The sequence below is a fragment of the Sphingomonas suaedae genome, assembly GCF_007833215.1.
In the GTDB taxonomy this organism is placed as follows: domain Bacteria; phylum Pseudomonadota; class Alphaproteobacteria; order Sphingomonadales; family Sphingomonadaceae; genus Sphingomonas; species Sphingomonas suaedae.
This window is the reverse complement of record NZ_CP042239.1, coordinates 1,351,534-1,366,629: the sequence shown is the minus strand read 5'-3', so window position 1 is coordinate 1,366,629 and position 15,096 is coordinate 1,351,534. Positions and strand designations below refer to the sequence as shown.

Genomic DNA, 15,096 nt, shown 5'->3' with positions numbered 1-15,096 from the left:
AAAGAATAGCGTCGCGTTGTCGAAAAGAGCAACGGAATTCAACTTGCGCGGACTGCGCCAGATCATGTTTCCCGCCAGTTCCCCGGCGCCACCCCGTCCAGCGACCAATCGCCCACACGCCCAAAAATCCTTTGGCGCACCAGCCGCAGCGTCGGATGCCCTACCGCTGCGGTCATCCGCCGTACCTGCCGGTTGCGGCCCTCCCGGATCGTGAGCGAAATCCAGCAATCCGGCACGCTCTTGCGAAACCGCACCGGCGGGTCGCGCGGCCACAGATCGGGCGGGTCGATCCGCTCGACCTCCGCCGGCAGCGTCAGCCCGTCCTTCAGCCGCACGCCGCGCGCCAGCGCCTCCAGCGCCGCCGCATCGGGTTCGCCCTCGACCTGCACCCAATAGGTCTTGGCGACCTTGTGCCGCGGGTCCGCGATCCGCGCCTGCAACCGCCCGTCATCGGTCAGCAGCAACAGCCCCTCGCTGTCGCGATCGAGCCGACCCGCCGGATAGACCCCCGGCACATCGATATAGTCGGCCAGCGTCGGATGCCCGCTCCCCTCATCGGTGAATTGCGAGAGCACGCCCCAGGGCTTGTTGAACAGAATGAGCATCGACCCAGCCCTAGACACAAGCCGCGTACGCATCCACCTCTGCCGCATGACTCACCGCCGCCCGCTTACCCCCGGCGAGATCGCCCTTTCGCGTAGCGTCTTCGGCGATGCGATCGATTACGCCAGCGCGCGCGTCGCCAACCGCAAATGGATCTTTTTCCAGCCGAAACGCGTGACGATGGCACCGCTCGGCTGCATCCATTTCCACCCCGCTGGCGGCAATTACCGCGACGACTTCGCCGATGCCCATCTCGGCCTGCAAGGGCATTTCATCCACGAAATGACCCATATCTGGCAGCATCAGCGGGGCATCTTCCTCCCGCTCCGCCGCCACCCCTTTTGCCGCTACGATTATGCGCTGAAGCCCGGCTGGACCCTCGACCGCTACGGGATCGAGCAACAGGCGGAGATCGTCCGCCATATCTTTCTGCTCGGCCGGGGCGCCGTCATTCCCGGCGCCCCGCCGATCGCGCACTATCGCAGTATCCTGCCCTTTACGCCGGGTTGAACGGCTTCAATCGGGGCGTTCCAACTCCCGTTGAACCGGGCGTTGCGTTGATGTGCTCGGAGAGGGGGCTGGACGGGGCGGGGGCGCCGCCTGAGGCTGCGGTTGGGGGCGCGGCGGGGGTTGGACCTGGGGTTGGGGCCGTGGTTGCGGGCGCGGCTGTGCGATCGGCGGTCGGGGCTGCTGGACAACCGGCGGCCTTGGCGCCGGACGCGGCTGCATTACTGGAGGGCGCGGCTGGGGCCGAGGCTGCGCCACAGGTGGCTGGGGCTGAGGCTGGGGCTGCGCCACTGGCGGCTGAGGTTGCGCCACGGGCGGACGCGGTTGAGGGCGCGGCTGCGCGACAGGGGGACGCGGTTGCGGCTGGGCAATCGGCGGCTGCGGAGTCGGCCGGGTCACTGGCGGGCGCGGCCGCACCACCACCGGGCGCTGCGGCTCGCGCTCGCGGATCAGTCCGTTTCCGGGGGGACGACGGTCAGGATCGACCTGTCCCGGTCCCCCCGGAACGCCCGGCCGGTCGGGTCGTGGCGTGGGGCGCGGCTGTGCCTGAACCGGCGGCGGGGTCGGGGTCGTGACCGGCGGACGCGGTCGCGTGGGCGGAGTGCCGACCGGCGCGTCGGGCCGTGCGCCCCCGGGCCTTCCCGCGCCAGGACCTTCGCCCGGTCGCGTCACCGGCGGGCGTCCGGAACCGGGCCTTCCGGCACCGGGTTGCCCAGTTCCCGGTCGATCGCCATCCGGCCTTCCGGTATCTGGCCGCCCCGGGCCCGGACGACCACCCTCGGGCCGTCCGGCCCCCGGGCGCCCGGCTCCCGGCCGTCCACCCTCGGGCCGTTCTGCTCCCGGACGCCCGGCTCCCGGACGTCCTGCTCCAGGCCGACCGCCCGCGCCATCGCGGCGCGGCGGGCGCACACCCAGCGCAGGCCTGCCCGGCCGCTGCACCCCGATCGCGGGCGGCGGTCCGCGGAACCCGCCGCGCTGCCAGTCGCGGAACCGGTCGCCGTCCATCCGTCGCCGTATCCGCTCATTGCCCAGCCGGTTGCGCCAACGCGCCGCTTCGGCGCCGCTGCGCCACCGCTGCCAGCCCGGGTGCCGCGATCGCCCGCTTTCCCAGCGCAGCCGCAGGTCGACCACCGTCGCGATCTGCCCGGCCCACCATCCGGCATCGACCGCATCCCATTGATCCTCGCCGTCCGCCGCCTCGCGCATCGCGACGCCGCGCGCATAGAGGTCGCCCGCCAGATCGTCGTGCAGATCGGCTTCGGCCGGGGATAGCACCGCGCCGCCACTGTCATACACCGCTGCCAGCCGCTGACGCGCATAGGCGAAGGACAGCCGCGCCTCCTGCACCAGGAACGGCGCGTCCGCATCGGGCTCATAATAGAAATAGCGGATCGATCCGTCGCCCAGCGCTTCGGCCAGCACCAGATGGCCGGTCTCGGTCGACCATCCCCAGGCTTCGTCGCGATCGAAGTCGAACACGAAGTCCGGCGGCGCATCCCCGATCGCCTCCAGCAGCCCATCGGCGGTGTCGATCCAGTAATAATCCGCCGCCTGCGCCTGCCAGCCGGACTGTGCGGGCACCGGCGCGGCATAGGAAGCGGGGGCAGCGGGAGCAGGGGCGGGGGAGGGCGCCCGATACGCCCCGCTCGCCACCGGCGGAGCTGCGGCGGGGCGCGCGTCATAGACCGGCGCCGGATCGACGGGCGGGGGCCCATAGCCCGCGCTCGGCCCCTCGGCGGTACATCCCCCCACCAGCGCCAGCCCCAACGCCGCCAGGCTCGCCCCCATTATCCGCCGCGTGTCGCTCACATGCCCTCTCCCGAAATCATGCTCGCATCATCGCGGATTCCGTATGAACGGCAACTGCATGATTTTCGGGGGAGAAGCGTGTGTCTGAAAGCGTCGGAAAGGGTGGGGCGGTCAGGCGGCCTTCAATCGCTCAACCTCGCGCATGAACTCCATGCAAAGCTGATCGGCTTCATCCTCGGGCAGCCAGCGCGCCATCTGCGGAAAGATGATCTGGACCACCCGCGCACGCCGCGCATCCCACGGCATCGTTTCAGCCGCCCGCGCGGTTTCCAGAAAGCGATGCAGCCGCGCCCGTGCCAGTTCCGGGGTCGGCATCTGCGGCTCCCGGGCGGATGCCGTCATCTTGCCATCGCCCTCGCCGAACAGGCTTCCCTGGGCGGGCGTATGGCCAAACAGATCGGGCGTGTCGGTCATGCGTCCTCATCTTGGTCCGGGGCGGCATCGTCCAGCCCCAGTTCCTCACGCGTCAGACTATCCGCCAGCGTGTCGGCCAGCACAAGGTCGGCTGCGTCGAAACTGTGGAGAAGTGCGGCGATCCGTGCCGCCACATCGCGCAGCTCCCGGACGAACGCCAGATCGGCGGCAACGCCTTCGCGCCCTTCGATCCAGCGCGGCAGCACGCGATAACCGCTCACGGCAAAACGCCAAACGGGTTCGGGGATGCCGGTGATCCTGCCGCTGCCATTCTCGCACAGCGTGATCGCGCCATCGGCATAGCCGGCGGCCACGCCGCTGGCGACCGCGCCGGTCGGCTCGCTCGCGATGGCGCACAGCCCCTGCGGGATTTCAGGAAGACGCGCAAAGGTCTCGATCTCGCGAATGTCGCAGCCGATCGCCACTGCGCGGGTGAACACTTCATGGTCCGCCGGAAAGGCGACATGCGGGAAGGTGTCCTCCAGGTCTTCGGCGAAGCGGTGAGTGTAGCTGGTGGCGGACAACAGGCACAGGATCGCGTCGAACACATCCGGTGCAGTGACCGGTCGACCATAGGCGAGCGAAAGTCCCTCGATCAGTGCCGGGTTGAGGTTGGTGGCATCGGGGCCAGAGCGCCGGTCGTAGAGCGGGAAGGCGTAGCCGCCATTGCTGCCTTTGATGGAGTGGTAATCAGGCAGTAGGCCGTGACACCACACGGCAGGGCCGGCACCGGTATTCGATTTTAGCGAGTAAAGGCAGACGTTGTTGTGCCCCCAAACTTGCTGAAGTTCAGGTCTCAGAAAATCGCCATAGGCGGAGTGATTGTAGAGCACGCGGTGATCCAAGGGCCGATAAGAGACGCTCCGAATGTTCGTTTCATTGAACGGGATGAGCCGGGCTTGGGCAGACTTCTTATCGCGACTATCGTGAAACATCGCGCGTGCCTCGCCGTGAGGAGCAGCTAAAAACCGGCGAATCTGTGCGGTGAGCGCATGAGCGGATGTAGCATAAATGAATGAGTCACGTTTGGTTTGAATGCCCCCTCGGGTGTAGGCAAATACTTGTTTGAGATGCACGCCGTTGAAATCAGTAAACGGTAAGGGTCGAAACGATTCCAGAAGATCGTTTTCTACGCCTTCGGCCGCTTCGAAAGTCCCCGCTTCCGAATGGACAGCGAGGCGCACTAACTTCGCTCGCCGCGAGAAAAGGTCATCCGACCAACTATCGAAATACCGGACCTCCGCCAGTTCGCCTTCGGCCTTGCTGCCATCCGCAATCGCCAGCGTGATCGCGGTGCCGACCATGATATTGAATACGCCCTGATCGCTCGCCACGTCGCCGCGTGGCCCGGCGCGCACATCGCCGCGCAGGTCGATCACCTCGATCCGGTCGAACTTCTCGCGCATCATCTTGCGCAGGCCAGCATAGGGCCACCCGGTCAGGAATTTGCGATTGGTGATGAACGCGATCACCCCGCGCTGCGGCGCATTCTCGGCCTCGAACAATTTCCAGATCGCCCAACGCCAGAAGGCGACCGAGAATTCGGGGAAGGTATTGAGCTGGTTGCCCTGTCCCGCGTCGCGCACCGGCCGCTTCAAATCGTCCCACAGATCGTCCATCCAGCGGCCGACCAGCGTTTCGTTCTCGCCTTCCTCCAGCCGCTTGTACGGCGGATTGCCGATGATCGCCAGGATCGGCTCACGCGCCTTCACCTCGTCGGCGGCGTGCCGCTCATCCGCAATGCCGTCCGACACGAACCCCAGCGGACCGGCCGGTGCCGCCGCACCCGGCTGCGCCAGCGTATCGGTCAGGTAAACGCCCAGCCGCGGTAGCTCCAGCGGTTCCCCCTCATCGCCCTCGCGCCGCGCCCGCAATGCATGGTGCAACCGGTAATGCGCCACCGCATACGGGCCGACCAGCAACTCGAACCCAAACATCCGCCGCGCCAGATCGCGCAGCGCCATCCGCGCCTCGACCGGCCCGTTGGCGGCTTCCACCTGGTTGCGCACCCGCTCGGCAATGCCCAACAGGAAGGTGCCGGTCCCCGTCGCCGGGTCCAGGATCGTGACATTCGGGTCTTGCAACCCCTGCGTGTTCAGATTCTCGCGCAGCGCCCGGTCGAGCGCCCCGGCCATGTACCGCACCACCTCGATCGGGGTGTAATAGACGCCATAACGCTCGCGCGCCGCCGGATCGAACGTCTCCAGAAAGTCTTCGTAGAAATACAGGATCGGGTCACGCCCGTCGGGCCGGATCGCCAGAATTTCCGCGGCGAAGCTGTTCACCGTGTCCAGCATGACATCGAAGCCGATGCCGACGTCCTGAACCACTTCTTCCATCGAAAGGACGCGCAGCGCGGTGCGCATCAGCGGATGTTCCTCCGGCATCCGTTCCCACGCGCGGTGATCGACCGGCCCGTCCGTTCCTTCGCGCACCAGCAGCAATCCGAACGCCAGCGTCTGGGCAAACGCAGCGGAAAACAGCGTGTCGAAATCATTCGCGGAATAACCGCCCGCCTCCGGGTGGGCATAGAGCACGTCCCGAAATTCTTTCCGCACCTGCATCAGCGCGGCCCGGTCGTTCTGCTCGGCGTGGAGTTCGGCCAGCCGGTCCTGCACGATCCCGCGCACCAGCCGCGCTGAATGGGCCAGCAACTGCGCCAGATGCTCCGCATCGCGCGCGGCAGGCGCATCGGCTGCGCAGACTCGGGTCAGCAGGTTCAGAAACGCATCGGGATTTTCGTTCGCGATCAGCCGGTTCGCCTCCGCGTCCGCCGTATCGGGGCGCAGCGCACGGGCGGGAACGACGATTGCGAAGCCGACCTCCGCGTCCCGTTCGAACAGTCGGAACTCGCTGAAATTGCTGATGCCCCAGCTCGGCAGTTCGCCGAACCGCTGAAACTGTGCCTTGTTATGCCCTCTCCAGCGAGTGGGGTCGCCCGGCTGATCGGGGGCCTTCAGCTCGATGAATGCACGGGCAGGGGCACCCGGCCGAACCAGCGCGATGTCAGGACGTCCGACGCCGGGATTGCGAAACTCCGGCACGACGGTCAGCGCGGGTGCGGCAGGCAGCAACGGCAACAGCGTCTCGATCAGTGCCTGAAATGCCGGCGCGAGCCCGGTCTCCGGCACCTCGGCATTTGCGCGCCGAACGTCGCGAATCCGCTGTGCGAAGGCTTGAAGTGCTTGTGTAACTGGCATCGTTCCCCCTCCTGCTACGCTAATCCCCAACCCCTTCCCCGCAAAGCGCTTTCACCCTCACCCCCGCTCCAGCTCGCGATACAGCGCCATCCAGCGCGGGTTGATCGCGTCCAGCCGCGCCTGGTCCTGCGGCGTCAGCGCATGGTCCATCCCCGGTTCGCCATAGGCGTTGAGGATATCGGCCCGCTGGATCGACAGCGCGACATAGTCTTCCGCGACCGCGTTGCCCGGTTCGGCCATCAGTCGGTTGGGGCGAAAGCGCGTCGGATCGAACACCGCGCCCGGATCGCTCAGGAACAGGATGCGCGTCTGCCCGTACAGCATCGGCGTCACATCGTGCAGCGTCCCGTCGGCGCGGCGACACACGGCGTGGTGCTCCGCCTCCAGATAGCGGCCCGGCCAGCGCCAGATGATCCAGCCATAGGCGACCGACCCGCCATGCCGCTTCACCGCCGCCGCGGCATTGTCGAAACAATAGGCGATCTGCGCGCCCTCGCCGGGGACGACATCGACATATTCGGGCATCCCCGGCGCGATCGTCGCGCAAAAGGCGAGCACCGCCGCGTCGATGCTTTCCGGCGTATCCGTACCCACTCGGCCCTTGTCCCTTGTTTTGCAGCCGCCATCTAAGCGAGCTGTCACCTTGCACCTATCGAACAAATCTGGAACAAACCAGCCCCATGGCTTTGACTCACATTTCCGTACGTGGCGCGCGCGAGCATAATCTCAAGGGCGTGGACATCGACATTCCGCGCGATACGCTGACCGTCATCACCGGCCTGTCAGGCTCGGGGAAGTCGAGCCTCGCCTTCGACACCATCTATGCCGAGGGGCAGCGCCGCTATGTCGAGTCCTTGAGCGCCTATGCGCGCCAGTTCCTCGAGATGATGCAGAAGCCCGATGTCGAGCATATCGACGGCCTCTCGCCCGCGATCAGCATCGAGCAGAAGACCACCAGCCGCAACCCGCGCTCGACCGTCGCGACGGTGACCGAGATCTATGATTACATGCGCCTGCTCTGGGCGCGCATCGGCATCCCCTACAGCCCCGCGACCGGCCTGCCGATCGCCGCGCAGACCGTCAGCCAGATGGTCGACCGCGTCCTCGCGCTGCCCGAGGGGACGCGCCTGCTGCTGCTCGCCCCGGTCGTGCGCGGCCGCAAGGGCGAGTATCGCAAGGAGCTGGCCGAATGGCAGAAGGCCGGCTTCCAGCGCGTCCGCATCGATGGCGAAACCTGGCTGATCGAGGACGCCCCCGCGCTCGACAAGAAGTACAAGCACGACATCGAGGTGGTGATCGACCGCCTCGTCGTCCGCGACGACATCGCCACGCGGCTCGCGGAGAGCTTCGAAACCGCGCTGAAACTGGCGGATGGCCTGGCGTACGTCGACCTGGTGGATACCACGGTAAGCTCCCTCTCCCCTTCAGGGGAGAGGGTCGGGGAGAGGGGCAGTGCGGTTCGCGAAGCCCCACAGGCGTTCACCCACGACGTCGCCCCAGCGAAAGCTGGGGCCTCCAGCGAAGGCGCGATGCCGCCAGAGACCCCAGCTTCCGCTGGGGTGACGAAGGGCGGCATGAAAAACACCGGCATCCCCGACAACCGCATCGTCTTCTCCGAACGCTTCGCCTGTCCGGTCAGCGGCTTCACCATCGCCGAGATCGAGCCGCGCCTGTTCTCCTTCAACGCCCCGCAGGGCGCCTGCCCGGCATGCGACGGCCTCGGCGAAAAGCAGATCTTCGACGAAGACCTCGTCGTCCCCAACCACGATCTCAGCATCAAGAAGGGCGCGGTCGTCCCCTGGGCCAAGTCCAACCCGCCCAGCCCCTATTACATGCAAGTCCTCGGCAGCCTCGCGCGCGAGTTCGGCTTCAGCCTCGACACCCCGTGGAAGGACCTGCCCGAGGAGGTCCACTATCTCATCCTCCACGGCAGCCGCGGCAAGCCGGTCACGCTCACCTTCGTCGACGGTCGCAAAAGCTACGACGTGAAGAAGCCGTTCGAGGGCGTCATCGGCAACCTCAACCGCCGGATGCTCCAGACCGAAAGCGCGTGGATGCGCGAAGAGCTGAGCAAGTACCAGGCCGCGCACCCGTGCGAAACCTGCCACGGCGCCCGCCTCAAGCCCGAGGCGCTGGCGGTCAAGGTGGCGATGCGCGACATCTCCAGCGTCACCCGCCTGTCGGTCGCCGACGCGGTCCCCTTCTTCAAGACGCTGCCCGACGCGCTCACCCCGCAGCAGCAGGAAATCGCCCGCGCGATCCTCAAGGAAATCGACGAACGCCTCGGCTTCCTCAACAATGTCGGGCTCGATTATCTCAACCTCGATCGCACCAGCGGCACGCTGTCGGGCGGCGAGAGCCAGCGCATCCGCCTCGCGTCGCAGATCGGCTCGGGCCTCTCCGGCGTCCTCTACGTCCTCGACGAGCCCAGCATCGGCCTGCACCAGCGCGACAACGACATGCTGCTCGTCACGCTGCGTCGCCTGCGCGATCTCGGCAACACCGTGCTGGTGGTCGAGCATGACGAGGATGCGATCCGCAGCGCCGACTATGTCATCGACATGGGGCCGGGCGCCGGCGTGCATGGCGGCGAGGTCGTGGCGCAGGGCACGCTCGAACAGGTGCTCGCCAGCACCGACAGCGTCACCGCCGACTATCTCTCCGGCCGCCGCGAAGTCGCGGTCCCGAACAAGCGGCGCAAGGGCAATGGGAAGAAGCTCACCGTCCACAACGCCACCGCCAACAACCTCACCGGCGTTACCGCGAGCATCCCGCTCGGCACCTTCACCTGCATCACCGGCGTGTCCGGATCGGGCAAGTCGAGCTTCACCATCGACACGCTCTACGCCGCCGCCGCGCGCGCGCTCAACGGCGCCCGCGTCCTCGCCGGCAAGCATGAGAAGATCACCGGCCTCGACCATCTCGACAAGGTGATCGACATCGATCAGTCGCCGATCGGCCGCACCCCGCGCTCGAACCCGGCCACTTACACGGGCGCCTTCACCAACATCCGCGACTGGTTCGCCGGGCTACCGGAGGCGCAGGCGCGCGGCTACAAGCCCGGCCGGTTCAGCTTCAACGTCAAGGGCGGCCGGTGCGAGGCGTGCCAGGGCGACGGCGTGCTCAAGATCGAGATGCACTTCCTCCCCGACGTCTACGTCACCTGCGACGTATGCCACGGCCAGCGCTACAACCGCGAGACGCTGGAGGTGAAGTTCAAGGGGCGCAGCATCGCCGACGTGCTCGACATGACGGTCGAGGATGCGGTGGAGTTCTTCAAGGCCGTCCCCCCGATCCGCGACAAGATGGCGATGCTCGCGGAGGTGGGCCTCGGCTATATCAAGGTCGGGCAACAGGCCACGACCCTGTCCGGCGGCGAGGCGCAGCGCGTCAAGCTCGCCAAGGAACTCTCCCGCCGCGCCACCGGCCAGACGCTCTACATCCTCGACGAACCCACGACGGGCCTGCATTTCGAGGACGTCCGCAAGCTGCTGGAGGTCCTCCACGCGCTGGTCGAACAGGGCAACACCGTGGTGGTGATCGAGCATAATCTCGACGTGATCAAGACCGCCGACTGGATTCTCGACCTCGGCCCCGAAGGCGGCGTCAAGGGCGGCGAGATCGTCGCCGAAGGCACGCCGGAAAAGGTGGCGAAGGAACCGCGCAGCTACACTGGGAAGTATCTTGCGCCGTTGCTGGAGCGGGGCGGGGTGAAGGCGCGGGTTGAGGTGGCGGCGGAGTAGGGCGACGTAATCGGGAGGGCACGAATATGGACGAACATGAAGTCAAAGAGATTCAAGCGAGGCACAAACGGCGACCCAGTTTGTCGCTGGAGGAGAGGCAAGTAGAAGCTCTCGAAGACATTGCCGACTCTCTGCTAGGCCTGATTGAGCGGCTTGATCGAATAGGCGATAATATTAGCTAGGCGCTAGGCTAAAAGTGTAGCTGTCGAGCTTTGGTCAATGAAGGTTCCAGCGGCGCGCAACCGACTGGACGGTTGCTGGATGCGCGGTCAATCTAAGGAAGTTTGAGTCACGTCCATTCAGAACGGTGTCTAAATCCGAAATGATGTAACCGTGAGTTGACAACCCTCAGGCCCAATCACACAGTGAAGATTGAAAAATTGGGGCATCGCGATGAGTCTGTCGAAAGATCAGGTTAGAAAGCTACGGAGAGCTATCCAAGAAAACGTCCGCGTGCAGCTTGATACTGAGAGCATAGAATACGTTGACGTTGCCCATAACGTTATCGACGCTGCTGCTAAGCAGAATCACGCAATTTTTGCGCGTCGCGGATGCGGAAAGACATTGCTGCTCCATTCATCAAGGAAAGAGACCGCCGAGGGCGTGGCAGTTGTATATTTAAATTGCGAAGTTTTTAAGCAGCACTCTTTCCCTAACGTTCTCATCGAGATTTTGCGGTCACTTTTTTCGGAAATACGGTCTCACGCTACTGGTTGGTTCGGGCGTAGCAAGAAGATTCGAGATTCTGTAGACGATATACTCAGTAAATTGGACGCCATACAAGCTGAGCAGGATCAGGTCGAAGAGGACATTCGCCAGCTAGAATCAACGTCGGCCACTGATGGTGTAAACCTCAATGCGGCCATTGGCGGCGATCAGGTGAAAATCTCTGCAGGAGCGCAATCGTCGCAAGTTCGCCGCGATGAGATTGAAAAAACCTATAAGTTATATCGTGATAAGTTGCAGAAGCTTGAGCTGTGGCTTCCAAAGCTAAAGCGAGATATAGCGGAATTTTTATCAAGCTCCTCTAGAGCTAAAATAATCTTCATTCAAGTTGATGATCTTTATCATCTTAGAAGGACAGACCAAGCCTTCGTTGTAGATTATCTGCATAGGTTGTGCAAAGATTCTCCTATATACTTTAAAATAGCGACGTTGAGGCATGCTTCGGTGCTATTCGTTGATCGGCAGGGTCAGCCTATCGGAGCTCAAGAGCGACACGACTATCAGGCAATAAATATCGATTATACATTCAGCGATTTCGACCGGACCGAGAATCAGAATTGGAAGATTTTAAAAAATTTCGGACAGCGGGCTGATTTGTCCGAGGATCAGCTTTGGTCGCTTTTTAAAGGTGAGGGCTTCAGCCGGTTGGTGATGGCCGGCGGCGGTGTTCCTCGTGACGTCCTGTCTCTGTTTCTAGAAATTCTGTCCGAGACCGACATTGAAGCCGGTAGCCAGATTGGGAAAGATGAGGTCAGGGCGCTCAGTAAGAAAAATTGGGAACGCCGCATTGAAGAGTTAAAGCACGACGCTCAAGATGATGAGCAAGGCGCCTTACTTCGTGCGATATATTTGATCAGAACGTTTTGTCTCTCCAAGAAGGTTAACGTATTCCTCGTTAGTGAAAAGGAAATGCAGGAGAACGATGTCTGGAGGGCTGTAATTCATAGGTTGCTAGATTATAGGATCATACATAATTGCGCAACGGCTCTTACTCACAAGTCCGGGAATCCGGGTAGCTACAGTGCGTATTCGATAGACATTGGGTCATATGCTTTCATGAGAAAGCTTCAGGATAAGTTCACTGAAATCGATTTTAAGGCGAGTAATGCAAAAGATCGAATGAGATCTGCGCCTATTCTGTCGCCAGGCGATATTGATACGATGGCGCGAGATTTGCCTAAAAATCCGGAGGCGGCCTTGTTCGATGAGCCACGGGAATGAGCTTTGATTGTGGCTGTGTAGCTTGAAACATTCATACCAAAGTTCGCTAGAGCGCCCCCCATGCCCCGCCTCGACACCCAATTCGCCCATCTCGGCCTCAACGCCACCGCCACCGTCGAACCGCCCTTCGACGGCATGGAATGGTACGAGGGATACGGCCAGCGCCACGCCGCCGACGGGATCGAGGGGCGCCTCGTCTCGCAATACAGCTTCACCGAAAGCTGGGCCTCCTGGGAAGTCCATCCGCACGGCGCGGAGCTGGTCATCTGCACCGCGGGGGAAATGACGCTGGTTCAGGAACTGCCCGACGGCACCACCACCACCCGCGCAACCCTCACCCCCGGCGACTATGCCATCAACCCGCCCGGCGTCTGGCACACCGCCGACGTGCCCCCCGGCACCACCGCCACCGCGATCTTCATCACGGCGGGGGAGGGGACCGAGCACCGCCCGCGCTGACCTTCCGGTTCGTGCCAACCCTGTCCCGATCGCCGCACCCGCCCCGAAGCGTGATCGTCCGGCAAGGGGCGCTGGAAAATTCGCTTTCCTACAATCCCCCTCCCGGCATATCTGGATGGTCCTCTCCGTCGCGAAAGGACCCCCAGTGCCCCCGCACCCAGTGCTCCCGTACATCGTCTCTGCCCCCGCCGCCTCGACGCGCGTCCCGCCCGGCACATGCGCAGCCACATCCATGCCGCGTCGCGGGCGACGCGATGGTGTCAGGGTGTCGCGATGGCGTCCTGTCGGTGTCGCATCAATGGCGTATGGGTGTCGCGAAGCTGTCGCGTCGCCGCCGCGCCCGCGTCGCGCAGGGGTCGCGACACTGGCGCTCGGGTGGCGCGTCGGCGTCGTCTTCCCGTCGCGTGCCCGGCGCATTGCGGTCGCGTTGGCGTCCGCATCGCCGCCACAGCCTCGTTTTTCGTCAGTTTCGTCGGACGCCTGTCGGCGTTCAGCCGCCCTCCGCCCGCTGCCACGGCCATTTCCCCTCGATCTCCAGTTCGAGCGAAAAGCTCAGGAAGGTGCGGATCGCGACGATCCCCGCCAGCACCGCGACGCTCTCCAGGCTTGGTTCGACCGCGACCGTGTTGATGATGTCCGCCGCGACCAGCAGTTCCAGCCCCAGCAGGATCGACCGGCCCAGATTGGAGCGCAGCGCGCGATAGCTGTCGGTCTGGCCGTGTCGGGCGACATCGCGGGCAAAGCGCAGCGCGGCCCAGATCGCGCCGGCCAGGATCACCGCGATCCCCGCCAGCTCGACCCAGCGGGTGATCCAGTGGACGAGCTGCAACAGCCCCGCATCGTCGATCATCGCGCCACACCCTCCAGCACATCCAGCTCCGCCACGCGACCGGCGCTCGCGGCGATCACGCTCAGGCTCCCGTCGGTCTCCAGCACCACCGCGGCCGCGTCCGCGATCCGTCCGATGCCTTGCTGGCGCAGCGCGGCGGCGACCTCGTCCGCGGTCACCCGTTCCGCCGCCATCGCCTCGGGTCGCAACACGCCATCCTTCAGCAACAGTCGCGGCTCGGCCCGCACCGCATTGCGAAACCACCGCCAGCGGATCGACGCCCGCGCCACCGCATATTGCAGCCCCGCCAGCATCGCAAAGGCCAGCGCCCCCTCGGCCAGCGCGACGTCCTTGCTCAGCAACACCGTCGCCAGCGTCGACCCCAGCGCCACCGTCACCACCAGGTCGAACGCATTGAGCTTCGCCAGCGCACGCTTGCCCGCCGCGCGCAGCACGACGATCAGGATCGCATAGGCGGACAGCGTGATGACGATGACCCGCAGCAGCTCATATCCGGTATCGAAGAACATGCCCCATCAAGTCCCCGCGTCCCGGCTTGTTCCCTGCCGCACCCGCGCCGCATCCGGAACCCGAACGGTCTCCGCGCTGTTCTTGCATCATTCCCCCGTCAGTTCAGCGAGATCGACCATGGCCACCCGCACCGCATCGCCCAAGTCCAGATCCGGCACCCGGCCATCCGCCCCGCGCAAATCCCGCGCGCGCAAGGCTTCGGCGAAGACGCAGGAAACGGTCGGGAAGGGCGGAGCGACCACCGCCGTCGCCGGGGCGCTTCGCCGCAATGCATGGCCTCTGGCCGGGGCGCTCGCCGCCGGAGCCGCCGCTGCGGCTGCGATCTTCTTCACCCGCCGCGATGCCGATGCCCCCGCGTCGGGCCACCCCGCGCCCGACCTCGAGCGCGACGACCATCCCGGCCCCGACGACCGCGCCGCGCCCCATTTCCGACCGGATATGGATGCGGAGATGACCGCGGCGGACCGCGCGGCGCTCGCCCCTGCGCTGGAACGACCGACGCTGGTCGCCGGCAGCGAAACCGACACGGCGGCGCCCGTCACACGTCCTTGACCCGGCGGCGCGGGCTGGGCCGATCCTGAAGATCCGGCGTCGCGATCGGGGCGGGGCAGGGGCTGGCCTCTCCCTCTTCCTGGGCGCGCTCTTGTAAATTCGGGGGAATGCACGCATATAGGGGCTGCTACAGTCGCAAATCGACGGTCTTCGGTGCTTTGCGGCCCCTTCTTCCTTCTTTCCCTGCCTCCGCAGCGCGAGGTCCGCCCACACGGGGCGCGCCGACAATAGAAGGAAATGATCATGAGCATCACCGGCACCGTAAAATTCTTCAATGCCGACAAGGGCTATGGCTTCATCGCACCGGACAATGGCGGCAACGATGCCTTCGTCCACATCACTGCGGTCGAGCGCGCCGGCATGGCGACGTTGAACCAGGACCAGCGCGTCAGCTACGAGCTGGAGCAGGACAAGCGCGGCAAGATGGCCGCGGTGAACCTCCAGTCGGCTGACTGATCGATTTAGGTCGATTGTTTGGGGCGGCGCGTTTCGGCGCGCCGTC

At 64.8% G+C, this 15,096-nt stretch carries 13 protein-coding genes; 6 read left to right on the top strand and 7 right to left on the bottom strand.

Features of this window, described 5'->3' with window-relative positions; all coding sequences use genetic code 11:
- Positions 1-62: 62 nt before the first annotated feature.
- A complete protein-coding gene (locus FPZ54_RS06510; RefSeq protein WP_145845873.1) occupies positions 63-605 on the bottom strand; it encodes a pseudouridine synthase in 543 nt (180 codons plus the stop codon).
- A gap of 46 nt (positions 606-651) precedes the next feature.
- On the opposite strand from FPZ54_RS06510, the gene FPZ54_RS06505 reads away from it, so the two are divergent.
- The gene (locus FPZ54_RS06505; protein WP_145845872.1) at positions 652-1,113 is read left to right on the top strand and encodes a vgr related protein; all 462 of its coding nucleotides are present in this window, start codon (positions 652-654) and stop codon (positions 1,111-1,113) included.
- Between the two features lie 6 nt (positions 1,114-1,119).
- Here FPZ54_RS06505 and FPZ54_RS06500 read toward each other — a convergent pair whose 3' ends face one another.
- From FPZ54_RS06500 to FPZ54_RS06485, 4 genes are all read right to left on the bottom strand, one after another.
- Positions 1,120-2,919 carry a hypothetical protein gene (locus FPZ54_RS06500; protein WP_145845870.1) on the bottom strand — a complete coding sequence of 600 codons (1,800 nt, stop codon included), beginning with the start codon at positions 2,917-2,919 and terminating at the stop codon, positions 1,120-1,122.
- Between the two features lie 111 nt (positions 2,920-3,030).
- Positions 3,031-3,333, bottom strand: a complete 303-nt coding sequence (locus FPZ54_RS06495) for a hypothetical protein (RefSeq protein ID WP_145845869.1) — start codon at positions 3,331-3,333, stop codon at positions 3,031-3,033.
- The gene (locus tag FPZ54_RS06490) at positions 3,330-6,533 is read right to left on the bottom strand and encodes a type ISP restriction/modification enzyme (protein ID WP_145845867.1); all 3,204 of its coding nucleotides are present in this window, start codon (positions 6,531-6,533) and stop codon (positions 3,330-3,332) included. The genes FPZ54_RS06495 and FPZ54_RS06490 overlap by 4 nt, the downstream gene beginning before the upstream one ends.
- A 57-nt stretch (positions 6,534-6,590) precedes the next feature.
- A complete protein-coding gene (locus tag FPZ54_RS06485; RefSeq protein WP_145845865.1) occupies positions 6,591-7,127 on the bottom strand; it encodes a hypothetical protein in 537 nt (178 codons plus the stop codon).
- Between the two features lie 86 nt (positions 7,128-7,213).
- Here FPZ54_RS06485 and uvrA point away from each other — a divergent pair, with 86 nt between their 5' ends.
- From uvrA to FPZ54_RS06470, 3 genes are all read left to right on the top strand, one after another.
- A complete protein-coding gene (uvrA, locus tag FPZ54_RS06480; protein WP_145845864.1) occupies positions 7,214-10,276 on the top strand; it encodes an excinuclease ABC subunit UvrA in 3,063 nt (1,020 codons plus the stop codon).
- Positions 10,277-10,729: 453 nt separating this feature from the next.
- Positions 10,730-12,223 carry a hypothetical protein gene (locus tag FPZ54_RS06475; RefSeq protein WP_222428354.1) on the top strand — a complete coding sequence of 498 codons (1,494 nt, stop codon included), beginning with the start codon at positions 10,730-10,732 and terminating at the stop codon, positions 12,221-12,223.
- Positions 12,224-12,283: 60 nt separating this feature from the next.
- Positions 12,284-12,682 (top strand): cupin domain-containing protein, encoded by a 399-nt coding sequence (locus FPZ54_RS06470; RefSeq protein ID WP_145845859.1) that lies wholly within the window; start codon positions 12,284-12,286, stop codon positions 12,680-12,682.
- A gap of 490 nt (positions 12,683-13,172) precedes the next feature.
- On the opposite strand, the gene FPZ54_RS06465 is transcribed toward FPZ54_RS06470, so the two are convergent.
- Positions 13,173-13,532, bottom strand: coding sequence for a DUF1622 domain-containing protein (locus FPZ54_RS06465; RefSeq protein WP_145845857.1), 360 nt, complete (start codon positions 13,530-13,532; stop codon positions 13,173-13,175).
- Positions 13,529-14,041, bottom strand: a complete 513-nt coding sequence (locus FPZ54_RS06460; protein ID WP_145845855.1) for a DUF421 domain-containing protein — start codon at positions 14,039-14,041, stop codon at positions 13,529-13,531. The genes FPZ54_RS06465 and FPZ54_RS06460 overlap by 4 nt, the downstream gene beginning before the upstream one ends.
- A gap of 118 nt (positions 14,042-14,159) precedes the next feature.
- Between FPZ54_RS06460 and FPZ54_RS06455 the strand changes: the two genes are divergently transcribed.
- Positions 14,160-14,594, top strand: a complete 435-nt coding sequence (locus FPZ54_RS06455; RefSeq protein WP_145845854.1) for a hypothetical protein — start codon at positions 14,160-14,162, stop codon at positions 14,592-14,594.
- 243 nt (positions 14,595-14,837) lie between these two features.
- Positions 14,838-15,050 (top strand): cold-shock protein, encoded by a 213-nt coding sequence (locus FPZ54_RS06450; RefSeq protein WP_145845852.1) that lies wholly within the window; start codon positions 14,838-14,840, stop codon positions 15,048-15,050.
- Positions 15,051-15,096: the final 46 nt, after the last annotated feature.